Below are 22,208 nucleotides of genomic sequence, written 5' to 3'. Positions count from 1 at the left end.
TTCATTCAGCCTTTGGTCGCCCCTGCCGTCAGTCCGCCGACGAAAAGGTTCTGGAAGAAGAGGAACAGGAGAGCGATCGGCACCGTCATCACCATGGAGGCGGCCATGACCGCTCCCCAATCGGTGTTGAACTCGGTCGAAAATTCCGCAAGGCCGATCGGCAGGGTCTTGACCGAGGAATCCGTTGCAAAGCAGAGCGCGAAGATGAACTCGTTCCAGGTGGTCACGAAAGCATAGACCACGACAGCCACCAGCCCAGGCGTGGAGAGCGGAAGCGTGATGCGAAAAAGCACGCCGAGGCGCGAGGCGCCGTCGATCGTCGCGGCCTCCTCCAGCTCGACAGGTATCGCCCGGAAATAGCTCGTCAGCATCCAGACACTGAGCGGCAGGGTGATGATCATGTAGACCAGGATCAAACCCCAATAGGTATTGACCAGGTGCAGATAGCGCAGCGTGATGAAGAGCGGCACGATGATCGCCGCCGTCGGCAGCAATTGGCCGATCAGCACCAGCGATTGCAGAAAGCGCCTGCCGCGGAACTCGAAACGGGCAAAGCCGTAGGACGCAAAGATTGCCAGGATCAGCGCAAGGCCTGTGGAACCGACAGAGATCACGACGCTGTTCAGGAAGTAGCGCGGAATGTTCGAGCTGAAGATGACGTTGACATAATTGCCGATCGTCGGCGCCGACGGCAGCCAATGCGGCGGCACCGTGTAAAGTTCGGGAAGCGTCTTGATCGAGGACAGCGCCATCCAGGCGAAGGGGAAGAGACAGACGGCCACGAGAACAAGCGAGCAGAGTGCAATCGTCAGCGTTCCAAGGCGGTTTCTTCGTACCATCACACCTCTCCCGGCCTTGCCGCCAGGACCTTCAGGTAGATCGCCACGAGCACAGCCGCCACCAGGAAGAAAATGACCGACAGCGCCGCCGCCTGATTGAACTGGAAACTCTCGAAAGCAAGCCGAAAGATCTGGATCGGCGTGATCAGCGTCTTGTTGGCAGGCCCACCTTTGGTGATGGCGTAAATCAGCGTGATCGAGTTGAGGCCCCAGATGACCAGCAGCAGCGTTACCGCGGTGATGACCGGACGGACCTGCGGCAGCGTGACGTACCAGACCTCCTCCCAGAAATTGGCGCCATCGACCTTGGCCGCCTCATAAAGCTCCTTCGGGATCGCCTGCAGACCGGCGAGAACCATAATCGCCACGAACGGAAACAGCTTCCAGACATTGATGGCGATCAGAACCGGCATGACGGTACCGCTATCCGTCAGCCAGCTGACCGGCGCAGGGATGATGCCGGCGCCGGTCATCATGTAGTTGATGATGCCGAATTCGGTATGGAACATCCATGCCCACGTTGTCGCGGCAACGATACCGGGAACGACCCAGGGAATGAGCGTTATCGAACGCAGAATGGCACGGCCGGTAAATTGCTGGTTCAGCAGGATGGCGGTCGCCGTGCCGAGCGCCACCTGGAAGACGATCGACCCGCCGACGAAATAGATGAGATTGACGAAGGCCTGCCGCGTCACCGGCGGACGCAGCACATTGACGAAATTCCTGCCCGTGAAAGCGCCCTGCGCATTGGTGGCGCTGAGCAGGGCCGTATAGGCGATCGGATAGGCGATCAGCATGGCCAGCACGATCATGGCGGGCAGGACAAACAGAAGACCTGTAGATGGGCGGCCCATGGGGCGACCTTTCCTGTGATGTGGCGGAAATATCATCTGGCGTCGACGGCGCGGGCAGCGCCGACGCCGCCCGCTGCAAAACCACCTTGCCTGCTCAGCGCTTCATCAGCTGTCGAGCAGCGCCTGAATTTCATCCTTGGCCTGATCCATGGATGCCTGCGGATCCTGATCGCCGGAAAGAACCCGCTGCACGCCATCGAACAGGGCTTGCGAAATCTCCACCCAGCGGGGCGTGTTCGGCGCCGGCCGGCCGAAGGGAAGCATGGCCGCGAACTGTTTGAGCATGGGATCCTGGAATCGCGGCTGAGACAGGGCCGAAACGCGGGCCGGGAACGTATCGGTGAAGAAGCCCTGATTGTCCGACGTCGCGAGGAACTTGATGAACTTCCGGGCATCGTCGGGATTCTTGGCATCCTTCGGGATCACATAGCTCCAGCCGCCAATGATACCGGCAGTCTGCTTACCCTCCGGGTGCGGTGTTGCCATGGCGCCAAGCTTCATGTCGGGCTTTGCCTGCATGATCGGGGCGACGTCGAATTGACCTGCCTGATACATGGATACCTTGCCGGCGATGAAGAGCTGGCGGTTGGCAATGCCGTCATTCTGCAGCGTCGAATCCGGCGAGTACTTGTTCTTGTAGAAGTCCGTGTAGAATTTGACCGCAGCGACCGCTTCCGGCGTATTGACCACGGCGGTCTTTCCATCGGCGCTGATGACGTCCCCGCCATTCATCCAGATCAGCGGCAGCAGACGGGTAACGGTATTGCCGACCTCACCGCCGCCGGTGATCGCCATGCCGAACTTGCCGCCCGTCGTCAGCTTCTTTGCCGCGTCCGTCCATTGAGCCCAGGTCTGCGGTGGGTTGGCAGGGTCGAGCCCGGCTGCCTGGAAGTCGCTGATGTTATAAAGCATGCCCACGCATTCGATGCGATACGGAATGCCGTAGAGCTTGCCGTCATAGGTGTCGTAGTTGATCGCCGCCTTGTTGTAATCGTCCTTGTCCTCGATGACATCGTCAACCGGCAGCACCAGACCATTATGCGCATAGCCCTGAACCCAGGGATGCTGAACCTCGATAATATCAGGCGTCGCGCCGGACTGCAGCGCAGTCAGGATGCGCTGCGGCAGGCCGTTTGCCGTCGTGATCTCCATCTTGATCGTGATGTCGGGATTGGCCTTCTGGAAATCGGCAGCCAGTTTCTCCGCTCGCGCCTGGCCCCAGTTCGGCGTCCACCAGACCACCTCGCCGGCCATTGCACTCGTGTATGCGTATGAAAGTGCCGAGACTGCTACGGCCGTCATGACCGTCATCTTCATCTTGTCCATTGTTCTCCTCCTTCGTGCGACATGTCGGTCGCCTCCGTCTCCTCAGACCTTTCTGCTACCGGTATCCGCCAGGGTGGCTCCTCTTTCCACCAGACCACACTTTCATGCGATCTACGCAGATACCGGACTATTCAAATATGAACTGATGTTGTTTCATTATATAACTTTGTGGCGCAGAGCACTAGCTGTCAATCGCGCCCGCCCTCCTCGGCCTGCCCGAATGTTGCAGCTCCCGTTGCGACACCGCTCGTGTTCATGCTGCCGTCGAACAGCGGCACATCGTATGGCGCATAGGGATAGCGCGCGCAGGCTTCCTCATTCAGTTCGACGCCCAACCCTGGCGCCGTTGGCGCAAGGATTGCGCCGCTGTCGAATTGCAGCGTCTCGCGAACCAGTTCCTTGCGCCAGGGCACGTCGATCGAGACGGTTTCAAACACCGAGAAATTCGGTATCGCCACCGACATGTGCAGGGTCATCGCATTCATGACGGGGCCGACCGGATTGTGCGGGGCAACCGGAATAAGATGATAATGCGCCATATGCGCAATGCGCTTTGTCTCCCCGAGGCCGCCGGCATGGGAGACATCCGGCTGCAACACATCCACCGCCTTCTTGGCCAGCGCTTCGAGGAAGCGCGTAGGTTCGTACCAGCGTTCGCCGGCGGCAATCGGCACGGCGCTTGCCGCGCGCACGTCGGCAAGCGCATCGATACTTTCCGGCGGCGTCGGCTCCTCGATCCAGCGTAGATCGAACCGCGCGAGTTCGCGGCACATGGCAATCGCCGTCGGCACGTTCAGCCGGCCATGCACGTCGAGCATGAGGTCCACATCCGGCCCGACCGCATCGCGCACCGCGGCCACGATATCGATTGTCCGGCGTCGCTGCTTGCCGTTCATTTCGAGATCGGCGACATCGAAGGGGTCCCATTTGAGGGCGCGGTATCCCATGGCGACCGCCGCGCGGGCCTTCTCGGCATATTGTTCCGGCGTCGCCGCACCGAAGAACCAGTGATTGGCATAGCATTCGACCCGGTCGCGATATTTGCCGCCGAGAAGTTCGAAGGCCGGCACGCCGAGCGCCTTGCCCTTGATATCGAGAAGCGCCGCCTCGATTGCGCCGAGCGCGGTGCGAAAGACCGCGCCGGTCCGCCAGTAGGAATCGCGATGCAATTGCTCGACGATGGCATCGACGGCAAACGGATCGCGCCCGATCAACACCCGCTCCAGCTCCTCCAGGGCGGAGACGACCGTTTTGGTCTTCCATTCGAGCGTCGCCTCGCCGACGCCCTCCAGCCCCTCGTCCGTGTAGAGCTTCACAAAGACGAAGTTGGTCCGCGAAACATTGGCGACGAAGACCTTCTGCGCCGTAATTTTCATGGTTTCCTCCCGGTCGCGGGTCTCGCAAGCCGCTTGACGACTGTTCTAGTGGCGAACGGATCAAAGCCGTCCGTATTTCGCGTAGATATCGGCAACATCGCCGCCGGCACGGATTTCATCGCGCGAGCGGTTCTCGATCGTCAGAACCTCTTCGGCGCGGATCAGAACGGCTTCAACCTTGTCGGCGGGAATGACCATCACGCCATCCATGTCGCCAAACAGCCAATCGCCCGGATTGACCCTGATCTGCGAGGTCAGCGTGCCGGTCACGGCAACCGGGACTTCGATACCGCTGATACGCGTGCGCCCCCGAGACTCGATCGGGGAAAGATAGCGGGTAAAGACCGGCCAGTCCTCCATTCCCAGGAGGATATTGCCATCGCGGATTCCACCGTCAACAACGACGCCAGCCGCGCCTCGTGCTTTGGAAGCAGTGCTCATCAGTTCGCCCCAATGGCCGGCCTTGCGCTCGCCAGCCGCCGAGAGCAGCACGACGCAACCTGGATACATGCGGCGGAAAAAGGTGAAGGTTTTGACCTCTTCGAGATCATATTCTTCGTCGCTGCGCATGTCGGCTGTCACGGCAACCGTAAAGGCAGGACCGGCAATGCGCATCGACCGGTCGAGCGCATGAACGCCGAGATCGATACATTGATTGGGCAGTCCCATCTCGTCCAGAATGTCGTAGACTGCAGCCGTATAGAGCTTCTTGAATCGCTCGGCCCTGCCCGCGATCTCTGCATGCTGCGTAACCATGGCCTGCCTCCTCCAGCTAAGCCCACTCCTGCAAGCACGTTAAGAAACAGTCGCTCCTCCGATTGTTTCTTATTTGAACTTTCAAAGTTCTCTAATGAATGGTAATGGAAGGATCGGAGTCTTGTCAATCGCTCTTGAGGGACGATGGGCGCCCAGGCGCGGACATCCGGTAAAACCGATATAGGGAGGAGCGGATATGAAGATCGTCGACCTCAAATGCGCCGTCATCGGCAAGAGCCCGATCGTGCGCATCGTCACCGACGAGGGCATTTCCGGCTACGGTCAGGCCGAGACATGGAAGCCCTATCTCAAGCCGCATATCCTGGCTTTCCGCGAAGCGCTGATCGGCGAGGATCCGACCAATGTCGAGCGCGTGATGCTGAAGATCCGCCAGCGCGGCAGCTTCAAGCCCTGGGGCTCCGCCGTCAGCGTTATCGAGATGGCGCTCTGGGATGTGGCGGGCAAGGCCGCGAAACTGCCGGTGCACAAACTGCTCGGCGGGCGCGTACGCGATCGCATCCGTGTTTATAACGGCTCCATTCGCTTTCCGGTGAGCGGATACCAACCGGAGCACATGGCCGACGACCTGAAGAAGATGATGGATCTGCCGGAAGGCTTCACCATCATCAAACAGCCGATCGGCTTTCATTCACCGATGAAACGCATCCCGGATTTCTACTATGGCGAACCCAATGCCAGCCCCTTCCATGGCGCGCTCGATCGCGGCCCGATCACCGAAAAAGGCCTGCGGCACCTGGTTGATTGCGTCGCCGCGATGAAGGAAGTCGCGGGCGACAGGATCGGTCTTGCGCTCGATTGCGGCCCGGGCTGGATGCTGCCGGATGCAATCCGCCTTGCCCGCATGCTGGAGCCCTACCATGTGCTGTGGATCGAGGACCTGCTGTCCGGCGACTACACGCCCTGGGTCAATGCCGGTGTCTATCGCGAACTCACACGTGCCAGCACGACACCGATCCATACCGGCGAACAGATCTACCTGCGCCAGAATTTCAAGGAACTGATCGAGGGCCATGCAGTCAATGTCGTCGGCCCCGACCCGGCCGATGTCGGCGGCATCGCCGAGCTGAAGTGGATCGCCGAATATGCCGACCTTCACTCGATCATGATGGCGCCGCATGGAACGGCCAACGGGCTGCTCGGTCTTGCGGCGCTGATCCAGGTTTGCGCCACCCTGCCCCACAATTTCATCGCCTTCGAATATACGACCGGTGATCCGGACTGGTGGTACGACATCGTCGAGGGGCTGCCGAAGACGATCGTCAAGGATGGCTTTGTCGATGTGATCGACCGACCCGGCATGGGTGTCGATCTCGTGCCCGAAAGGGCAAAGCCGTATCTGGCGGAAGACGATCAGGCATTCTTCGATTGACCCGCTTCGTTCCGGCGACCCAACTTCAGCGCGAATAACTGGAGCGGGCGCAGCCAATTGTCATTTGACATCGCGATTTTTTGATTCCTATAGTTGGTCTATTATGAACTAGATATTGTTCATATAAGAAACAGATCACGGCGCACCGGAGGAGCGGAACGCCGGCGACCTGAGGAGGAGGCTCATGGGAATCCGATGGAGCCGCGTCACCCCGCATCTGGCTATTGCGCCCGCGGCGTTGCTGACGCTTGTCTTTTTCATTGGAGCGATAGGCTGGACCGTCTATCTCTCCTTCACGGCATCCAGACGCTTTCCCGACTATGAACTGGTCGGCTGGAAGCAGTACTGGCGGCTTTTTCACGATCCGTCCTGGATCCTGTCGCTGCAGAACCTCGTCATCTTTGCCGTGGGCAGCCTGCTGTCGATCGTTACGGGCTTCATTCTCGCCGCGCTGATCGACAAGGAGGTGCATGGCGAGGGCGTCTTCCGCACCGTTTTTCTCTACCCGCTCGCTGTCTCGCTGATTGTCACCGGTCTTGTCTGGCGCTGGCTCTTCAATCCGGGGCTCGGCGTCGAGAACGTGCTGCACTCGATGGGCTGGGAAAGCGCTTCCTTCAACTGGCTTGCGAGCCAGGACACCGTCATGTTCGGTGTCATTCTGGCAGCCGTCTGGCAATCGACCGGCTTCTTCATGGCCCTGATGCTCGCCGGGTTGAAGTCGATCAATACCGAGATCTGGCAGGCGGCGCGCCTTGATGGCGTTCCCTTCTGGCGGCTCTATATCGAGGTCATCATTCCCATGATGAAACTCACCTTCCTGACCTGCATCATCCTGCTCTGCATCGGCGTGGTGAAAGCCTACGACATCATCGTCGCCATGACCAATGGCGGACCGGGCGGCGCATCGGTCATGCCGGCCTATTTCGTCATCGACGCCTATTGGCAGAAGCAGAATCTCGGTTTCGCCTCGGCAGGTGCGACCGTCATGCTTTTGACGACGCTCGTGCTCTTCCTGCCGCTCGTCATCATCACCGCCATCCGGCAAAGGAGAGAGGCATGACGGCGATATCCGCCACATCGCAATCCGGCCGCGAGACGAAAGTGCGCCGGCGCCCGCTGATCCGTCCGAGCCGGGTGGTGATCTTCGTTTTCCTGCTGATGGCCGCCGCCTTCTTCGCAGTGCCGCTCTATGTCATCGTCGTCACATCCTTCAAGACGATGGACCAGATCCGCGAGGGGCAGATCTTCTCCCTGCCCTCGCCCTGGACGACCGAGGCCTGGTCCTACGCCTGGATGCAGGCCTGTTCGGGCATGAACTGCAACGGTGTGCGCGTCGGCTTCATCAACTCGCTCTACATTCTCGCCCCGAGCCTCGTTCTGACCATCTCGCTGTCGATCGTGACCGGCTACGGGCTGGCGCTCTGGAACGTCAAATGGGCGAACGGCTTCCTGTTCGTGCTTTTCATCTGCGCCTTCGTGCCGTTCCAGATCATCATGTATCCGCTGATCAAGATTACCGGAGCGCTGCATATCTACGGCACGACATTCGGCATTGCCGTCATTCACAGCGTCTTGTCGATGCCGTTCCTGACATTGATTTTCCGCAATTATTTCCGGGGCATGCCGCCGCAGATCATTGCCGCCGCGATGATCGATTCCGGTTCCTTCTGGCGGATCTTCTTCGAAATCGTCCTGCCGATGTCCGGCAATATCATGATTGTCGTGCTGATCCTGATGATTACCGGCATCTGGAACGACTTTCTGGTGGGCCTCACCTTCGGCGCGCAGGACACGCAGCCGATGACGGTCGTGCTCAACAACATCACGGTCACGACGACCGGCGCCAAGAACTATGCGGTCGACATGGCCTCGGCGCTGCTCACCGCTCTGCCGCCGCTCGTCATCTACTTCGTTCTCGGCAGGTTCTTCGTGCAGGGCATCACTGCCGGCGCCATCAAGGGATAGAGGCATGCCTTCCATTGCATTCAACAATATCGTGAAGAAGTTCGGCGCGCTGACGGTCATCGAGAACCTGAACCTCAGTATCGGCGACGGTGAGTTTCTGGTGCTGCTCGGACCGTCCGGCTGCGGCAAGACGACACTTCTCAATCTCCTGGCCGGTCTGCTGGAAATCGATGACGGCGAAATCCTTATCGACGAGCGGGATGTCAGCTACCTCGATCCCAAGGACCGCGGCCTTGCCATGGTCTTCCAGTCCTATGCGCTCTATCCCACCAAGACGGTGCGCGGGAACATGAATTTCGGACTGTCTTCCCGCGGCATTTCGCGGGAGGAGGCGGACAGGCGGATCGCCTGGGCCGCCAAACTGCTGCAGATCGAGCATCTGCTTGACCGCAAGCCGTCGCAGCTTTCCGGCGGCCAGCGCCAGCGCGTGGCGATCGGCCGGGCGCTGGTGAAACAATACGGTGTGTGCCTGTTCGACGAGCCGCTTTCGAACCTCGATGCCAAGCTGCGCAACGAAATGCGCATGGAGATCAAGATGCTCCATAACCAGCTCAGGAATACCGTCGTCTACGTCACGCACGACCAGGTCGAGGCAATGACCATGGCGACCAAGATCGCGGTGATGAATAAGGGCGTCATCCAGCAATTCGGCACGCCGGACGAGATCTACAACGAACCCGCCAATCTCTTCGTCGCCGATTTTGTCGGCTCTCCGGCGATGAACCTGCTCGACTGCACGATCAGGCGTGACGGTGGCGATCTCGTCGCCGTGGATGAAAGGGACGGCATCCGCATCAATCTCGGCGAATATAAGTGGAAGGCGAAGGCGGCCGAAGGCAAGCCCGTCAAGATCGGTTTCCGCGCCGAGGAGCTTCTGATCGAGGAGCGTCAGGATGCCGGCAATACCGTCCGCTTCGACTGCCCGGTCGAATATTTCGAAAAATCCGGACCCGACGCCTTTGCCTTCCTGACCATGTCGGGAAAGAGCGTCGCCGTGCGCATCGATGGGCGTGACGCCAACCGCTACCGCAGCCAGCCGGCTTTGCCCGTCTATCTGCCGCTCACCAAGTTGAACGTGTTCGACGCACCGACCGGCCAGCGCCTGTAATCAGAAAGATGTGACCAGATTTAACAGGGAGGAATGCTGCATGACGAAATGGAAATCGCTGAAGAGACTATCGCTTCTGCTGGCCGCGACCACGCTTGCCACCAACGCATGGGCAGATGAGGTCGTCGTCTACCACACCTGGTCCAAGCCATCGGAGATCGCGGCGCTCGGCGTTCTCCGCGATGCCTGGGCAAAGGACGGGCACCAGTGGAAAGACCTGTCTATCGCCCATGATTCCGGCGCCAATGTCAGCCTGATGAACATGATCACCGGCGGCAATCCGCCGGCCATCTTCATGAATTCCGATCCCGGCATCTATCGGGATCTGAACAAGCAGGGCCTCGGCGTGCCGCTCACCAAGCTGTTCGACAGCATTGGCGCCACGAAGAATTTCCCGCCCTCGGTTCTGAAGAACATCACCGTCGACGGCGAGATCATGAAGGCGCCGGCGACGGTGCATATCGACGGAATGGTCTATTACAACAAACATGTCGCCGAAGCCGCCGGCGTCGATCCCAAATCGTGGAAATCGCTCGACGACCTCTTTGCGGCCTTCGACAAGGTCAAGGCTGCCGGCTACATCCCGATCGCCCAGGGCGGCGACCAGTTCCAGAAAGCCTATCTGCTGCAGGCGCTGATCGCCTCCGAGGAAGGCCCCGATATCTACAACCGTTTCTACGGTGAAAAGCCCGACCGCACCGTGATCGATACGCCCGAAATGCGGGCGGCGCTGAAGCGCTTCCGCCAGATCGCCGAACACACCGATCCGGGCTCGCCCAACCGTCAGTGGAACGACACGACCAATCTGGTCATTACCGGCAAGGCCCTGCTGCAGATCCACGGCGACTGGATGAAGGGCGAGTTCCTGGCCGCCCAGAAGAAGCTTGGCGAGGATTTCGACTGCATGAACATTCCCGGCACCAAGGCAGTCGTCGTCACCGTCGATTCCTGGGGTTTCCTCAACACCAACAATGCCGACACCGCGAAAGCCCAGGAAGACTTCGCCAAGCTCGATGTCGACCCGAAGCTCAATGCCGAATTCGTCTTGAAGAAGGGCGCGAGCCCCGTCCGTACCGATGCCGATACGACCAATCTCGACGCCTGCAACAAGCTTGTCCTCGATACGTTGAAGGATCCGACGAAGCAGGTCTCCAACCCCTTCAATACGGCCGATGCCGACTGGTATCGCACCATCTGGCAGGAAGCCGACAAATATTGGAGCGATCCGAAGCGGACCGAAGACGAGTTCGTGCAGGCGATGCAGGACGCCTACGACCAGATCTTCTAAGGACCACGAAACACAAAACCCGGCAGATCATTGCCGGGTTTTCTCATCAATCCGTGATGCGGAGAAAACAGTCCAATCAGACTGATTCTGCATGCAATCTTCTGATGGCCTGCAGCTGAATGCAATCCGGCGCCATTTCCATGACCTCGATCTGCGTGCCGTCGGGATCTTCGATCCATGCGCCGCGATTGCCGTCGATGCCGATTTTGGTCGGCCTTGGCTTGCTCGGTTGGATGCCGACCTTCGCGAGCTCTTCGAACGTCTTGTCGATATCTTCGACGGTGAGGCAGATATGGAAAATGCCGATCGTATCGGGCGCAGTTTCCGGCCGCTCCACGCCCTTCGGGAAGAGTTCGAGATATTGGTCGTCGTTGATGCGCAGGTAGACGATCCACGCCTCTCCCTGATCGTTGAGCAGCCGCGTCATCTCGCGAAAGCCGAGTTTCTGGTAGAACGCCAGGGACTTGTCGAGGTCATTGACGCGCAAGGCGATGTGGCCGAGATGTTTGAAAAGATCCATGGCTCAGACCAGCCCCTTGATGCGGCGAACGGCGGCCGTCTGCATGGCGCCTGCGCCAAGCTGCATCAGTTCGATCCGGTTGCCTTCCGGATCTGCGATCCAGGCCTGGTAATTGTTGTCGACGCCGAGCTTCTTTTCGGCCGTCAGGACGACGCCGCGGCTGGTGATATCGGCAATCGCCTCGTCGATATTTTCGACCTCAAGGCAGAGATGGTTGTAACCGACATTGGCAAAGGGCGGCGCGCTGTCGCCGACGCCTTCGGGAAACAGTTCGATGAACTGGGTGTCGGTGATCCTGAGATAGACGATCCACAGTCGGCCGTCGCGCTCGAGCCGGAACATTTCGTCGAAACCGAGCTTGTTGACATAGAAGTCGAGCGAGCTGTCGATGTTCTTCACACTGACGGCCACGTGCCCGATCGATTTCACACTCTTCATTGCATCCTCCTCCGTATTTCCGTTGAACGCGCACAAGGCAGCGCCCGCCGAACCTCCGATCCGGCGCCGCTTCCGGAACGTCGCGTCGGATAACAATCGACGTGACGTTTCTTATTTGAACTGATATAAGTTCATTTATGAATTTACCGGCATTCTCATGCCGGAGTCAATCGAAAGGAGCCGCGATTGCGTGAACTCCACGCATTGCTTATGGAAGTCGAAGCGTTGCCTGACAGGCTTGGCAGGATTTGAATGACCGACATTAGTGAAGACGCCGCGCAGAAATATCGCATCCCAGTCATCGAGCAGATGGTGGAGGTGTTTGCGCTCCTGGAACGGACACCGGAGGGCGCGACGATCCGTGACGTCGTCAAGGCCGTGAAGTTGTCGCGGACGACCGTGTACCGCATGCTCAACACGCTCAGCGCCTATGATTTCGTGCATCGTTCGCCGACGGGAAGTTATACGCTCGGCCGACGTCTCCTGACGCTTGCCGCCCATGTCGCCCCGACCGTTGCGAGCTACGATCTCCTGGCGATCGCGCAGCCGCATCTGAACCGGATTTCCGAGCTTCTGGGCGAGGGCAGCAAGCTGACCGTACCATCCGGCGACAATATTCTGGTTGTCGCCTCCGCCCAGGGGCACGGCCAATATGCACTGTCGGCGACGGCCGGCCAGCGCCTGCCGTTTCATGCAGGTGCCGCCGGCAAGATCCTGCTTGCCTTTTCACTGCAGGAAGATATCGAGCGCCGCCTGACCAAGCTCGAGCGCTTCACCAACCAGACGATTACCGATCCCAGGCGAATGCTCGAAGAGCTGGCGCTGATCCGCAAGCAGAACTGGGCGCGGGACATGGGCGAGCAGATGTCCGGCGTGCACGCAATCGCAGCCCCCGTCAGGGATCACCAGGACACGGTCATTGCTGCCGTCAGCGTTCCCTTCGTCACAGGCGTGGACGAAAAGCGCGTGGCCGACATCCGGCAGGCCGTGATTGCGGCGGCGCAATCGATCACCAACGACATCCGATCCGCAACGCCCGAGATGTCGTCGACAAACCCCGCTGCCGAGGAGCCGGTTCCAAAACGCGCAAGTCGAAGGACGGCGGCAAAGCCGAAGCATCGATAACATCTGCCCGCCGAAGACCCTCTCCCCTCGGCAGGCGGTGCATTCGCGCGCCGCCCGACCGACCGGGAGGAAACTTCACGTGAAATTGCCTTCTTTCAGATGTTTCGGGATCGGATCCGGCCGGCCGCAACTGCTGCGGATGGCGACCGACCGCTTCGATTGGGCGGACCGCTCAAAGGCCGTCATCACCTCGAGCGCGTGAAATGCGAGTTCCGAGGAAACGCGATGCGGCCGGCCGGAGCGCAGCGAATCCACCATCTCGGCAGCCCCCAGCCCCCTGAGGCCGAGATGGCCGGGAACGCCTTCGACATAGGGATGGTCGACTGCCACCTCCTCCCAGCCCTCACCACCTTCAGTGAATATCTCGACCTTGCCTGTGAAGTTGTTTGGGTCCGGCGTTATCATCGAGCCTTTGGAACCATAGATTTCGATCTGGTTGTGCTTGTGTTTGATGACGTCGAAACTCGTCGCGATCGTGACGGTCGCGCCGCTATGGAATTCCATCACGCCGGTCAGGTGCGTCGGCGTCAGCACCTTGATCGTCTCGCCGAAGCGCGGCTCCGTCTTCACGGTCCGCTCTATGCGCGTGACCTTGGCGGCGCCGAAGACCTCGCGAACCGACCCGAGAAGGGCGATCAGGTTGGTGACATAATACGGGCCGACATCGAGCATCGGCCCGCCACCGCGGCCATAGAAGAAGGCCGGGTTGGGGTGCCATTGTTCGTGGCCGGGCAGAAGCAGCATTGCGGTTGCGGAAACGGCGGTGCCGATGCGACCCTCGTCGTAGAGGCGGCGCGTCAGCTGATGGCCACCGCCGAGAAACGTATCGGGGGCGCAGCCGAGCCTGAGATCACCGGCGCGGGCGAGCGCCATCAGTTCCTCGGCCTCTTCCATGGAAACGCCGAGCGGCTTTTCTGAATAGACGTGTTTGCCGGCAAGCAGCGCCTTCTTGCTGATCGAATAATGGGCGGTCGGCGTCGTGAGGTTGATGATGAGGCCGATTTCCGGATCGGCGAGCATCGCATCGAGCGACACCGACTGGACGCCGAATTGCTCGGCAAGCTTGCGCGCAGGCTCCTGGTACAGGTCGTAGATCGACTTCACGCGAATGAAATCGAACATATGCAGCGTTGCGACATAGGTGGCGCTGATATTTCCGGCACCGACGATGCCGACTTTCATGGGGCTGTTCGCGCTCATTCTGGCTCCTCAGGCAATAGTGATATCGAGTTCGGCGGCGCACTCACGCAGGTAGCGAATGCCGCGTTTCATTTCGGAATCGAATTCCGGCGTAGCTTCGCGGAAATGGGTCCAATGCGACGCGCCGGGCGCATCCTCGAGCTCGAGAGTGATCGGTCCGGAATAGCCTATGGTGCGCAGCGCCGCGAAAATTGCCTTCCAGTCGATCTTGCCGCGACCGGGGCGCCAGTGGGCGTTGGTGTGCCCCTCATTGTCGGAGAAATGCGTGTTGTAGATCCGGTCCGCAAGCTGCAGCACGACGTAATGCGGCATGTCGCCGGCAGGAAAGAGATGGCTGGGGTCGAAATTCAGGCCGAGATTGGGAGCGCCCGTACGCTCGATCAACCGCAACATTCCCTGGCCGGAGCTGACCCAGCGATAGGGATGCGGCTCAATGGCGACACGCAGCCCGGCATCCGCTGCGATGGCACAGGCGGCCGCGAAGCCTTCCACGACAACCTCATATTCCTCTGCCCAATCCCATTCCGGCTTTACGACAGCCGACCATTCCTGGGCGGTCGGCCGCTGCAATATCGGCCGGATATCCGATTGGAAAGGATAGGGCGTCATGCTTGTCACGATCGGCGCACCGATCTTTGCCGCAAGCTCGACGCCGCGTTTATAGGCGTCCAGATCCGCACGCGAAACCGGCGCGCCCTCCGCACGTGAGAACGGCAGGTTGTAGAAGAAATTGGTCAGCGTCAGTCCTTCGCCGTCGGCGATCGACTTGAGTTCGCGGATCGTCTCGTCGGTGTAATAGCCGAGCATGTCGACCGACCATGCCGTCAGCTCGACCCCCTTGCAGCCGGTAGCCGCCAGCCGTCGCAAGGGCGATGCATAAGGCGGGTTCCAGTTGAACGTCCAGATTGGCGAACCGAAAAATAGCGTCTGAGCACCCACGCCGTCCTCCCATCATTGTCGCAGCGTCTTTCCTGCCCCGGAGCGCTCCACCCCGCCCCATGGCCCATTCGTAACGTTACGAATGCACGGCATGGCTTCGGCTGTCAACGCCTCAAATCATCATGATCCTGCCGCATCGCGGCACGAATCAAGGAATTCGTAACGTTACGAACAACTTGCCCTGGGAGCGAATTCCCAATGTTTTTAGCGGAGGCTGAATTCGCTGCGGCGTTCGACAAAGCTGGCGCGAACGACTTCGGTCAGGCTGGATGCCGGTTCGCCCTGCATCGACCTGTAGAGGAGATTGCTCAGGCGCTGTCCGATGACGAAATTCGGAAAGTAGTAGGTGCTGAGCGGCGGATTGTAGAAGTCGTGGAGGCGACTGCCGGAGTAAGTGAGGATGGAAAAATCCTCTCCGACCTTTCTGCCAAGATCGGCCAGCGCGGAAACGAAGCCGAGAGCCGCCTCGTCGCTTGCCACGAAGGCGCTCGTCACATCGGGATATTTGGCAAGCGCGTCGACGGCAATCTTCTTGCCGCTGTCGGGCGTGGTCGCGGTAAAGAACATGCGTTCGTCGGGAACGGTCAGGTTCCGGCGGTTGAACTCGGCTGTCCAGCCCTTGATGAATTGCAGGCTGTAGGTGAACTGGCTGGAGGGGGCGACGAGCAGTGGCGCCTTGTGTCCGGCATCGAGCAGACGCGCGGCCGCCGCTGCACCGATCTCTTCGTGGTCGATATCGATGCTCGGATGTTTGCTGAGCAGTTCGGTGCGGCCGAAGGTGACGAAAGGCATGCCGACCTCCAGCAGATATTTCACGCGATCGTCCTGTGGCCGCGTATGGGTGAGGATGATGCCGTCGACAGTTCCCTCCTCGACAAGATCGCGCACGGTTGCCAGTGGGTCGTCAGCCTGAAACTGCGGAGCGACCGTCGTGCGATAGCCATATTGCTTGATTGCGCCGCAGAAGCCTTCGATCAGGGAGGCGACGACGATGTTCATCTCCCCGTCCCGCTGAAACGGCATCACGACACCGACAGCATGAGTCTTGCCCGTTCTCAGATTGATGCCGCCGAGATTCGGCCGGTAGCCGAGGTCGGATGCGGCCTTCTTGACGAGATCGACCGTCTCCCGGTTGACCTCGGGGCCATCCTTCAGTGCGCGGCTGACGGTCGTAACGGAAAGACCGAGGGATTTCGCCACAGTGCGCAATGTCACCCGCTGGGCCACCCTGCGGGATGCCGCCTGTTTCGCTTGATCCGCCACGCAAATTCCCTCCGATTCGACAGCCGCCTCCCTGCCGGAAGACGGCAATATCCAGCCTAACATGGGAACGCTTCGGCTAGCCACGCCGCCGTCCTTCGCCTATTAAGCGGATAACTATCTAGTTATTTCTCAACCCCGAGGTAATCATCATGAAATCCTACAGGCTTCCGCAAACCGACCTCGACGTGTCGAGCATCATTCTCGGAATGATGCGGATTGCCAATATGAGCAATGGCGAAATCCAGCAACTGGTCGGCGCCGCACGGGACGCCGGCGTGACGTTCTTCGACCATGCCGACATCTACGGCGGCGCGCCGCATCGCTGCGAGGCCCGTTTCGGCGAGGCGATCTCGCTTGGCGCGGCCGAGCGGGAAAAACTCGTCATCCAGAGCAAAGTCGGCATCCGCAAGGGATTTTTCGATTTCTCCGCCGCGCATATTCTGGCCTCGGTGGACCAGTCGCTCGCCGCACTGAAGACCGACTATCTGGACGTGCTTTTGCTGCACCGCCCGGATACGCTCGTCGAGCCCGAGGAGGTCGCGGCAGCCTTCGACGCGCTCAAGTCGTCGGGCAAGGTCCGGCACTTCGGCGTCTCCAATCACACACCCGGCCAGATCGAGCTGCTCAAGACCGCGGTCAAGCAGCCGCTCATCGTCAACCAGGTGCAGCTCAGCATCACCCATGCGCCGCTGATCGCATCGGGTGTTGCGGCCAACATGGCCGGACTTGACCAGTCGGTCGATCGCGACAACGGCCTGCTCGATTATTCCCGTATCAACGGCATGATGCTGCAGGCATGGTCGCCGTTCCAGAAGGGCTTCTTCGATGGCGTGTTCCTCGGCGACCGTGAGAACTTTGCCGATCTGAACGACGCCATCGACGAGCTCGCGAAAGCCTATGGCGTGACCCCGACTGGCATTGCTGTTGCCTGGATCACCCGCCATCCGGCAAAAATCCAGGTCGTTCTCGGCACCACAAAACCGGAGCGCGTCGCCGAAGCCGCCGCCGGTTCTTCTGTCGCGCTGACCCGCGAGGAATGGTATCGCCTGTTCAGGGCGGCCGGACACACCCTGCCTTAACCTTCGCCGACGATGCGGCCGCCCGACTGTCGGGCGGCCGATCCCGAAGCGCAGCCGATCATGCGATAATCGCCATTTTCGCATATTCGCTTGGAGGGCAGCCGACCCTCTGGCTGAACGCGGTACTGAACGCACTGGCAGAACGGTAGCCGACCTTTTCGGCAATCTCTTCCAGACTGCTGCGGGAGTGGCGCAAGGCGTCCTTGGCAACAGCCATCCGCCACCGCAAAAGGTATTCGACGGGCGCAAGCCCGACCGCCTCCGAAAACTTCCTTGCAAAGGCCGAGCGCGACATGCCAGCCCGGTGCGCCAGGTCGGCGATCGTCCAGCCGCGCCGTACGTCCGAATGAATGTCGCCGATTGCCCGGGCAAGCTGGGGATCGGAAAGCCCGCGCAGCATGCCAGGGTGAAGCAGCCTGGAAGCTTCCCTGCGCAGGGTTTCGATCAGCAGCACTTCGAGCAATCTGGACAGGATAAGATCGCTGCCGGCGCGCGCGTTTGCCGCCTCGTCGCGGATGTAGGAAATCAGACCGCCAAGCCGCGGGCCGATCCCCTCGCCCGCCCGGACGTGAACAAGCCGCGGCAGGAGTTCAGCCAGGAGGTCTGCGTTGGTCGGATCACACAGGATGCAGCCGCCGACGATCCTGGTGGCGCTGCCGTCATCGACGGAACCGATCACGATCTCACCGTCGACCAGATGGCGAGCCTTGAAATCGTCGTCAGAGAGAACGACGCGCTCACCCGGCCTGCTGAAGAAGGAATCCGCAGCCGGACTGCCTGAGAGGACGAAGTCTCCGGCTTCCAACCGGATGCTTTCGCCGCCGGCGGCAAACAGGGCCGCTCCCTCGATCAGGAAATACAGCATAGGCCCCGGTTGAGACGGAACCTGAATGCCCCAGTCACCGAAGGCCACCATGCTGCCCATCAGCACTGTCCTCGGTCTCAGCAGTTGAACCACATCCGTCAAAGCGTCCAATGGTACGATCCGTAAAGCAAAGTGGGTTCCTCATTATGGATCGCACTCCGCCGCCGATCCAGCGCCGAATGCCTCTCGATCGAAGCTGCCCGCCGCATTCCTGCAAATTCTTGGACGATCCATAATGTAATATGGACATCATATTATTCATAGTCCGACCGATTGGCCATAACCTCGTGATATCGATGTATGGAGATGAAAATGACAAAGACAGTCCTGATCACGGGCACCTCGTCCGGCTACGGCAAGGCGATCGCGGAACTCTTTCTTCAACGCGGATGGAATGTCGTTGCGACGATGCGCCGTCCGGATCCTTCGGCATTCCCTCCTTCGTCCGATAGGCTGAAGGTGCTGCCCCTCGATACTACGAAGCCAGAGACGATCGAAAAGGCGCTTTCCGACAGCGTGGCAATGTTCGGATCGATCGACGTATTGATCAACAATGCCGGGATCGGGATTGCCTCTGCCGTCGAGGCAACGCCGGATCCTACGATCCAGGAGGTTTTTGATACCAACACGTTCGGGGTGTTCCGCGTCTGCCGCGCCATCATCCCTCAGATGCGCAATCAGGGGCACGGCACCATCATCAACGTCACTTCGAGCGTGACGATCGGCGTCATGCCGCTCGTTGCGATCTATGCGGCCAGCAAGTTCGCGGTCGAGGGCTATACGGAGTCCCTTTCCTACGAGTTGGAACAGTTCAATATCAAGGCCCGACTGGTCGAACCGGGCTACGCTCCGACCACACGTTTCGCGGCCAATGCCGGCGAGCGCATGCAGGGCTTGATCCCTGCCGATTATGGCGCTTTCGCGCACGCCTATTTCGAGAAGATGGCGAACTACCCGACGGCATACTGCACCGAAGCGGAAGTCGCGGAAGCCGCCTATCTTGCCGCGACCGACGAAGGCACCCGTCTTCGCTATCCGGCCGGCGCCGACAGCAAGATGCTCGCCGAACTGCGCTGGTCCACTTCGGAGGACCACTATCGCGCACGCATGCACGATATGTTCGCCCCGAAACTTGGCGGGGCGGCTGGCGCAACCTGATGCGCAATCGACAGGGCGGGCGCGGGATCACCGGCGCCGCCCTCCCCTCGCCTCTGAATTGCTTGCATGGAAAGGCTCGGCCGCCGCCCGGAGAGTCAATCCAGTCATCCGGATTGATTTCACTATGTATCCGCTTTAAACAAATACAAATAGCAAGGCGGGAGGCTTTGCCTGGGCCAGCCAAGGTTGCTGCGCGCATCAGATTTCCAAAGGGAGGAATCCATGTCCAAGTTCACGAAGCTGCTCGCCGGCGCAACCCCGACGTCGCCCAGGCGCTGATGGAGCAGGTGCTTACGGCAAACGACAATAAGGTCGATGCCGTGCTCAGGCGTTGCATTTCAACGCGCGGACACTGATCATGGACGAGCCGACCGCAGCGCTTGGACCGGAGGAGACGAAAAACGTCGGCCTTCTCGTTCGGGAGCTCAAAAAGCAGGGCCTGCGTATTTTCCTGATCAGTCATGACATGCACGATGTCTTCGCGCTGTCTGACCGGATCACCGTGATGAAGTCCGGAAAGGTTGTCGGCTCGTACCCGACACGCAACCTGACTCAGGACGATGCTCTGGAAATGATTATCCTCGGGCGCAAGCCGGCACGATTTGCCGCCGCAACAGCGTGACGCCCGAAGCGAAGTGGAGGAAACAGATGACGGTAAAAGCACCAAATTTCAGCCTTCAGGGCAAGGTCGCGCTCATCACCGGCGCCGCCCGCGGCATCGGGCGCGCATGTGCGCTGGCCTGCGCAGCCGCAGGGGCCGACGTGATCGTCGGCGTGCGCAACGTGGAGGCGGCGGCGGATCTCATCGCCGAACTGGAGACAGCAGGCGGAAGGGTCTTTGCCGTCACCATGGATATTTCCGACAGCCGGCAGATTTCGCAGGCGGTTGCTCGCTCGATCGAAGCCTTCGGCAGAATCGATATCCTAGTCAACAATGTCGGGGTGGCGCCCGGCAATCTGGCGGAACTGGTCGAGGAAAAGGACGTCGACGAGATCCTGAACGTCAACATCAAGGGCACGTTCCTCGTCACCCAGGCGGTTGCCCGCCACATGATCGAGAAAAAGAGCGGACGCATCATCAATATCAGCTCTCAGGCCGGAACTGTGACACTGCGCGGCGAAGCGATCTATTGCATGAGCAAGGCCGCCATCAACCATTTGACGCGTTGTCTTGCTGCCGAGTGGGCGCGGTACGGCATTACCGTCAATACCGTGTCGCCGACTTTCATCTGGACGGATTCCACGCGCCCGGCACTGGCCGATCAGGATTTCTACGATCGGACCGTCGGCCATATTCCGTTGGGACGGATCGGCGATACGGACGACGTCGTCGGTGCGATCGTCTATCTTGCCTCGCCGGCAGCCGCCCTCGTCACCGGCGCCAACCTGCTCGTCGACGGAGGGTGGTCGGTCGCGTGACATCGCGCCTGATGCCAATCTTTGCTTGCCGGCAGGCATCTGCTACTTCGTCAGGGATTGTTGCCGGCGCCGATTCGAAAGGCCCGCCGGCATTCCCCAATAGCTCCTGATCGGCACACGGTGTCCTGGGAGGAATATTGACGACGAACAGTGTCTTGCGACACATGAATGCGGTGCGTTGCCTGCGCGTCCTGCGCAGGGGCACCGCACTGTCGCGTGCCGATATTGCGCGCGAACTGAACGTGACGCGGGCGACCGTCGGCAATTCCATCAAACAGCTTCTCGCCGAAAAACTCGTCATCGACCTTAACGAGAGCGCCGAGGCGAGCGGTGCCGGCCGGCCTGGCGCTCTGGTGGCGCTCAACCCGGGTGGCGCCTATTTCATCGGGCTCGACATTTCCTCGGCGGAAATCAACGCGGTCCTGATCGACTTCTCGATGCGCGTGGTCGCCAAGAGGATCGTGTCGATTGCGGACCGCTATCACGATCCCGAAAGGGTGATCGATCTGCTTGCATCCCTGCCCGGGGAACTTATCGAGATATCCAAGGTACGCGCGTCCCGCGTGCGAGGTGTTTGTATTTCCGTTCCGGGCATCGTACGCGACGGCAGGATCATCTCGGCGCCCTGGCTGGACTGGCAGGACGTGGATGTTGTTGCCGCCCTGTCAGAGGCAATGCAGCCTTCGTTGAAGGTTCACATCTGCAACGATGCCGTCGCCCTTGCCAGCGCTGTCGCTGCGGATGCCGCCGAAGGCGATCTGAGCGATGTGCTCCTGCTCCTTCTTGCGCAGGGTATCGGCAGCGCGCATCTGCGGCAGGGCCGTGTCGTCGAGGGCGCGCACGGCCTTGGCGGCGAGGTCGGTCACATGGTGATGGGCAGCCAGCCTGGAATGGCAGCAACCCATACGTTCGAAATCCTCGCAGGCTATCAGAAATTCCTGCCTTTCATCGACCAGGATATCCCCATCCCCGAAGGATTGGCGAAACTTGCAGGTCACGAAAGTTCTCCGGCGTTTGAGGAGGCACTTGCCGAATGGGCGCTTGCGCTCGCCACGGGCCTGCTCAACCTGATCCATATCCTCGACCCGAAAACGATCGTGCTCGGTGGCCCCCTCGCCGTTCTCTACCCGAAGGTCTCGGCCCGCGTCGAGCACTTGCTCGCCAGCAACCTCGTTCACGGTTTTCACGTGCCGCCGATAGCGGTCGCCCGCTTCGGCGGCGATGGCGCGGCGATCGGTGCGGCCGCGCTGCTGCGCGAGAGCCTATTCGACCTTCCCGAACTGCCCTCCGTTTAATGCGG

Annotated in this window: 21 protein-coding genes and 1 pseudogene; 11 read left to right on the top strand and 11 right to left on the bottom strand. The window is 60.2% G+C overall.

Going from position 1 to position 22,208, the window contains the following annotated elements:
- Positions 1 to 5: 5 nt before the first annotated feature.
- The 5 genes from ACU8HS_RS27755 to ACU8HS_RS27735 all read right to left on the bottom strand — a co-directional run bounded on the left by ACU8HS_RS27755 (position 6) and on the right by ACU8HS_RS27735 (position 5,151).
- Positions 6 to 839, bottom strand: coding sequence for a carbohydrate ABC transporter permease (locus ACU8HS_RS27755; protein WP_112564282.1), 834 nt, complete (start codon positions 837 to 839; stop codon positions 6 to 8).
- Positions 839 to 1,693 (bottom strand): carbohydrate ABC transporter permease, encoded by an 855-nt coding sequence (locus ACU8HS_RS27750; RefSeq protein ID WP_113413369.1) that lies wholly within the window; start codon positions 1,691 to 1,693, stop codon positions 839 to 841. The genes ACU8HS_RS27755 and ACU8HS_RS27750 overlap by 1 nt, the downstream gene beginning before the upstream one ends.
- Positions 1,694 to 1,798: 105 nt before the next feature.
- On the bottom strand, positions 1,799 to 3,019 hold the full coding sequence (locus tag ACU8HS_RS27745) for an ABC transporter substrate-binding protein (RefSeq protein ID WP_112564278.1): 1,221 nt from the start codon (positions 3,017 to 3,019) through the stop codon (positions 1,799 to 1,801).
- A gap of 188 nt (positions 3,020 to 3,207) precedes the next feature.
- A complete protein-coding gene (locus tag ACU8HS_RS27740) occupies positions 3,208 to 4,395 on the bottom strand; it encodes a mandelate racemase/muconate lactonizing enzyme family protein (RefSeq protein WP_112564276.1) in 1,188 nt (395 codons plus the stop codon).
- Positions 4,396 to 4,455: 60 nt separating this feature from the next.
- Positions 4,456 to 5,151 (bottom strand): RraA family protein, encoded by a 696-nt coding sequence (locus ACU8HS_RS27735; protein ID WP_447016158.1) that lies wholly within the window; start codon positions 5,149 to 5,151, stop codon positions 4,456 to 4,458.
- Between the two features lie 196 nt (positions 5,152 to 5,347).
- Here ACU8HS_RS27735 and ACU8HS_RS27730 point away from each other — a divergent pair, with 196 nt between their 5' ends.
- The 5 genes from ACU8HS_RS27730 (at position 5,348) to ACU8HS_RS27710 (ending at position 10,902) form a co-directional block, all read left to right on the top strand.
- Entirely contained in the window at positions 5,348 to 6,541 is a 1,194-nt protein-coding gene (locus ACU8HS_RS27730) for a mandelate racemase/muconate lactonizing enzyme family protein (protein ID WP_112564272.1), read from the top strand.
- Between the two features lie 184 nt (positions 6,542 to 6,725).
- The gene (locus tag ACU8HS_RS27725) at positions 6,726 to 7,601 is read left to right on the top strand and encodes a carbohydrate ABC transporter permease (RefSeq protein ID WP_447016157.1); all 876 of its coding nucleotides are present in this window, start codon (positions 6,726 to 6,728) and stop codon (positions 7,599 to 7,601) included.
- Positions 7,598 to 8,506: a carbohydrate ABC transporter permease gene (locus ACU8HS_RS27720; protein ID WP_112564268.1), complete on the top strand. Its 909-nt coding sequence runs from the start codon at positions 7,598 to 7,600 to the stop codon at positions 8,504 to 8,506. Before ACU8HS_RS27725 ends, ACU8HS_RS27720 begins: the two co-directional genes overlap by 4 nt.
- 4 nt (positions 8,507 to 8,510) lie before the next feature.
- A complete protein-coding gene (locus ACU8HS_RS27715; protein ID WP_447016156.1) occupies positions 8,511 to 9,614 on the top strand; it encodes an ABC transporter ATP-binding protein in 1,104 nt (367 codons plus the stop codon).
- 40 nt (positions 9,615 to 9,654) lie between these two features.
- Positions 9,655 to 10,902 carry an ABC transporter substrate-binding protein gene (locus ACU8HS_RS27710; RefSeq protein WP_112753636.1) on the top strand — a complete coding sequence of 416 codons (1,248 nt, stop codon included), beginning with the start codon at positions 9,655 to 9,657 and terminating at the stop codon, positions 10,900 to 10,902.
- Between the two features lie 76 nt (positions 10,903 to 10,978).
- On the opposite strand, the gene ACU8HS_RS27705 is transcribed toward ACU8HS_RS27710, so the two are convergent.
- Together ACU8HS_RS27705 and ACU8HS_RS27700 are read right to left on the bottom strand one after the other, a co-directional pair.
- Positions 10,979 to 11,422, bottom strand: coding sequence for a VOC family protein (locus ACU8HS_RS27705; RefSeq protein ID WP_112753634.1), 444 nt, complete (start codon positions 11,420 to 11,422; stop codon positions 10,979 to 10,981).
- Positions 11,423 to 11,425: 3 nt separating this feature from the next.
- Positions 11,426 to 11,860 carry a VOC family protein gene (locus tag ACU8HS_RS27700; RefSeq protein WP_112564259.1) on the bottom strand — a complete coding sequence of 145 codons (435 nt, stop codon included), beginning with the start codon at positions 11,858 to 11,860 and terminating at the stop codon, positions 11,426 to 11,428.
- Between the two features lie 252 nt (positions 11,861 to 12,112).
- Between ACU8HS_RS27700 and ACU8HS_RS27695 the strand changes: the two genes are divergently transcribed.
- Positions 12,113 to 12,985, top strand: a complete 873-nt coding sequence (locus ACU8HS_RS27695; RefSeq protein ID WP_447016155.1) for an IclR family transcriptional regulator — start codon at positions 12,113 to 12,115, stop codon at positions 12,983 to 12,985.
- Between the two features lie 75 nt (positions 12,986 to 13,060).
- On the opposite strand, the gene ACU8HS_RS27690 is transcribed toward ACU8HS_RS27695, so the two are convergent.
- The 3 genes from ACU8HS_RS27690 to ACU8HS_RS27680 all read right to left on the bottom strand — a co-directional run bounded on the left by ACU8HS_RS27690 (position 13,061) and on the right by ACU8HS_RS27680 (position 16,387).
- Positions 13,061 to 14,185, bottom strand: coding sequence for a Gfo/Idh/MocA family protein (locus tag ACU8HS_RS27690; protein ID WP_447016154.1), 1,125 nt, complete (start codon positions 14,183 to 14,185; stop codon positions 13,061 to 13,063).
- Positions 14,186 to 14,194: 9 nt separating this feature from the next.
- Positions 14,195 to 15,124, bottom strand: a complete 930-nt coding sequence (locus ACU8HS_RS27685) for a sugar phosphate isomerase/epimerase family protein (protein ID WP_113500474.1) — start codon at positions 15,122 to 15,124, stop codon at positions 14,195 to 14,197.
- A gap of 204 nt (positions 15,125 to 15,328) precedes the next feature.
- The gene (locus tag ACU8HS_RS27680) at positions 15,329 to 16,387 is read right to left on the bottom strand and encodes a substrate-binding domain-containing protein (protein ID WP_112755651.1); all 1,059 of its coding nucleotides are present in this window, start codon (positions 16,385 to 16,387) and stop codon (positions 15,329 to 15,331) included.
- A 149-nt stretch (positions 16,388 to 16,536) separates the two neighbouring features.
- Between ACU8HS_RS27680 and ACU8HS_RS27675 the strand changes: the two genes are divergently transcribed.
- Positions 16,537 to 17,466: an aldo/keto reductase gene (locus ACU8HS_RS27675; RefSeq protein WP_112704096.1), complete on the top strand. Its 930-nt coding sequence runs from the start codon at positions 16,537 to 16,539 to the stop codon at positions 17,464 to 17,466.
- Positions 17,467 to 17,524: 58 nt separating this feature from the next.
- Here the strand turns inward: ACU8HS_RS27675 and ACU8HS_RS27670 are convergent, their stop codons facing one another.
- Entirely contained in the window at positions 17,525 to 18,391 is an 867-nt protein-coding gene (locus ACU8HS_RS27670; protein WP_447016153.1) for an AraC family transcriptional regulator, read from the bottom strand.
- 252 nt (positions 18,392 to 18,643) lie between these two features.
- Here ACU8HS_RS27670 and ACU8HS_RS27665 point away from each other — a divergent pair, with 252 nt between their 5' ends.
- The 4 genes and pseudogenes from ACU8HS_RS27665 to ACU8HS_RS27650 all read left to right on the top strand — a co-directional run bounded on the left by ACU8HS_RS27665 (position 18,644) and on the right by ACU8HS_RS27650 (position 22,203).
- Positions 18,644 to 19,489, top strand: a complete 846-nt coding sequence (locus ACU8HS_RS27665) for an SDR family oxidoreductase (RefSeq protein ID WP_447016152.1) — start codon at positions 18,644 to 18,646, stop codon at positions 19,487 to 19,489.
- A gap of 322 nt (positions 19,490 to 19,811) precedes the next feature.
- Positions 19,812 to 20,111: pseudogene (locus ACU8HS_RS27660) on the top strand (sugar ABC transporter ATP-binding protein); the annotation flags it as partial.
- Positions 20,112 to 20,137: 26 nt separating this feature from the next.
- Complete coding sequence (locus tag ACU8HS_RS27655) at positions 20,138 to 20,908, top strand: SDR family NAD(P)-dependent oxidoreductase (protein ID WP_447016151.1); 771 nt, start codon at positions 20,138 to 20,140, stop codon at positions 20,906 to 20,908.
- 137 nt (positions 20,909 to 21,045) lie between these two features.
- Positions 21,046 to 22,203: an ROK family protein gene (locus ACU8HS_RS27650; protein WP_162758014.1), complete on the top strand. Its 1,158-nt coding sequence runs from the start codon at positions 21,046 to 21,048 to the stop codon at positions 22,201 to 22,203.
- The last annotated feature ends 5 nt before the right edge of the window (positions 22,204 to 22,208 follow it).

This window comes from Rhizobium sp. KDH_Rht_773_N (genome assembly GCF_052946295.1).
This window is presented reverse-complemented; position numbering and strand designations above follow the sequence as displayed.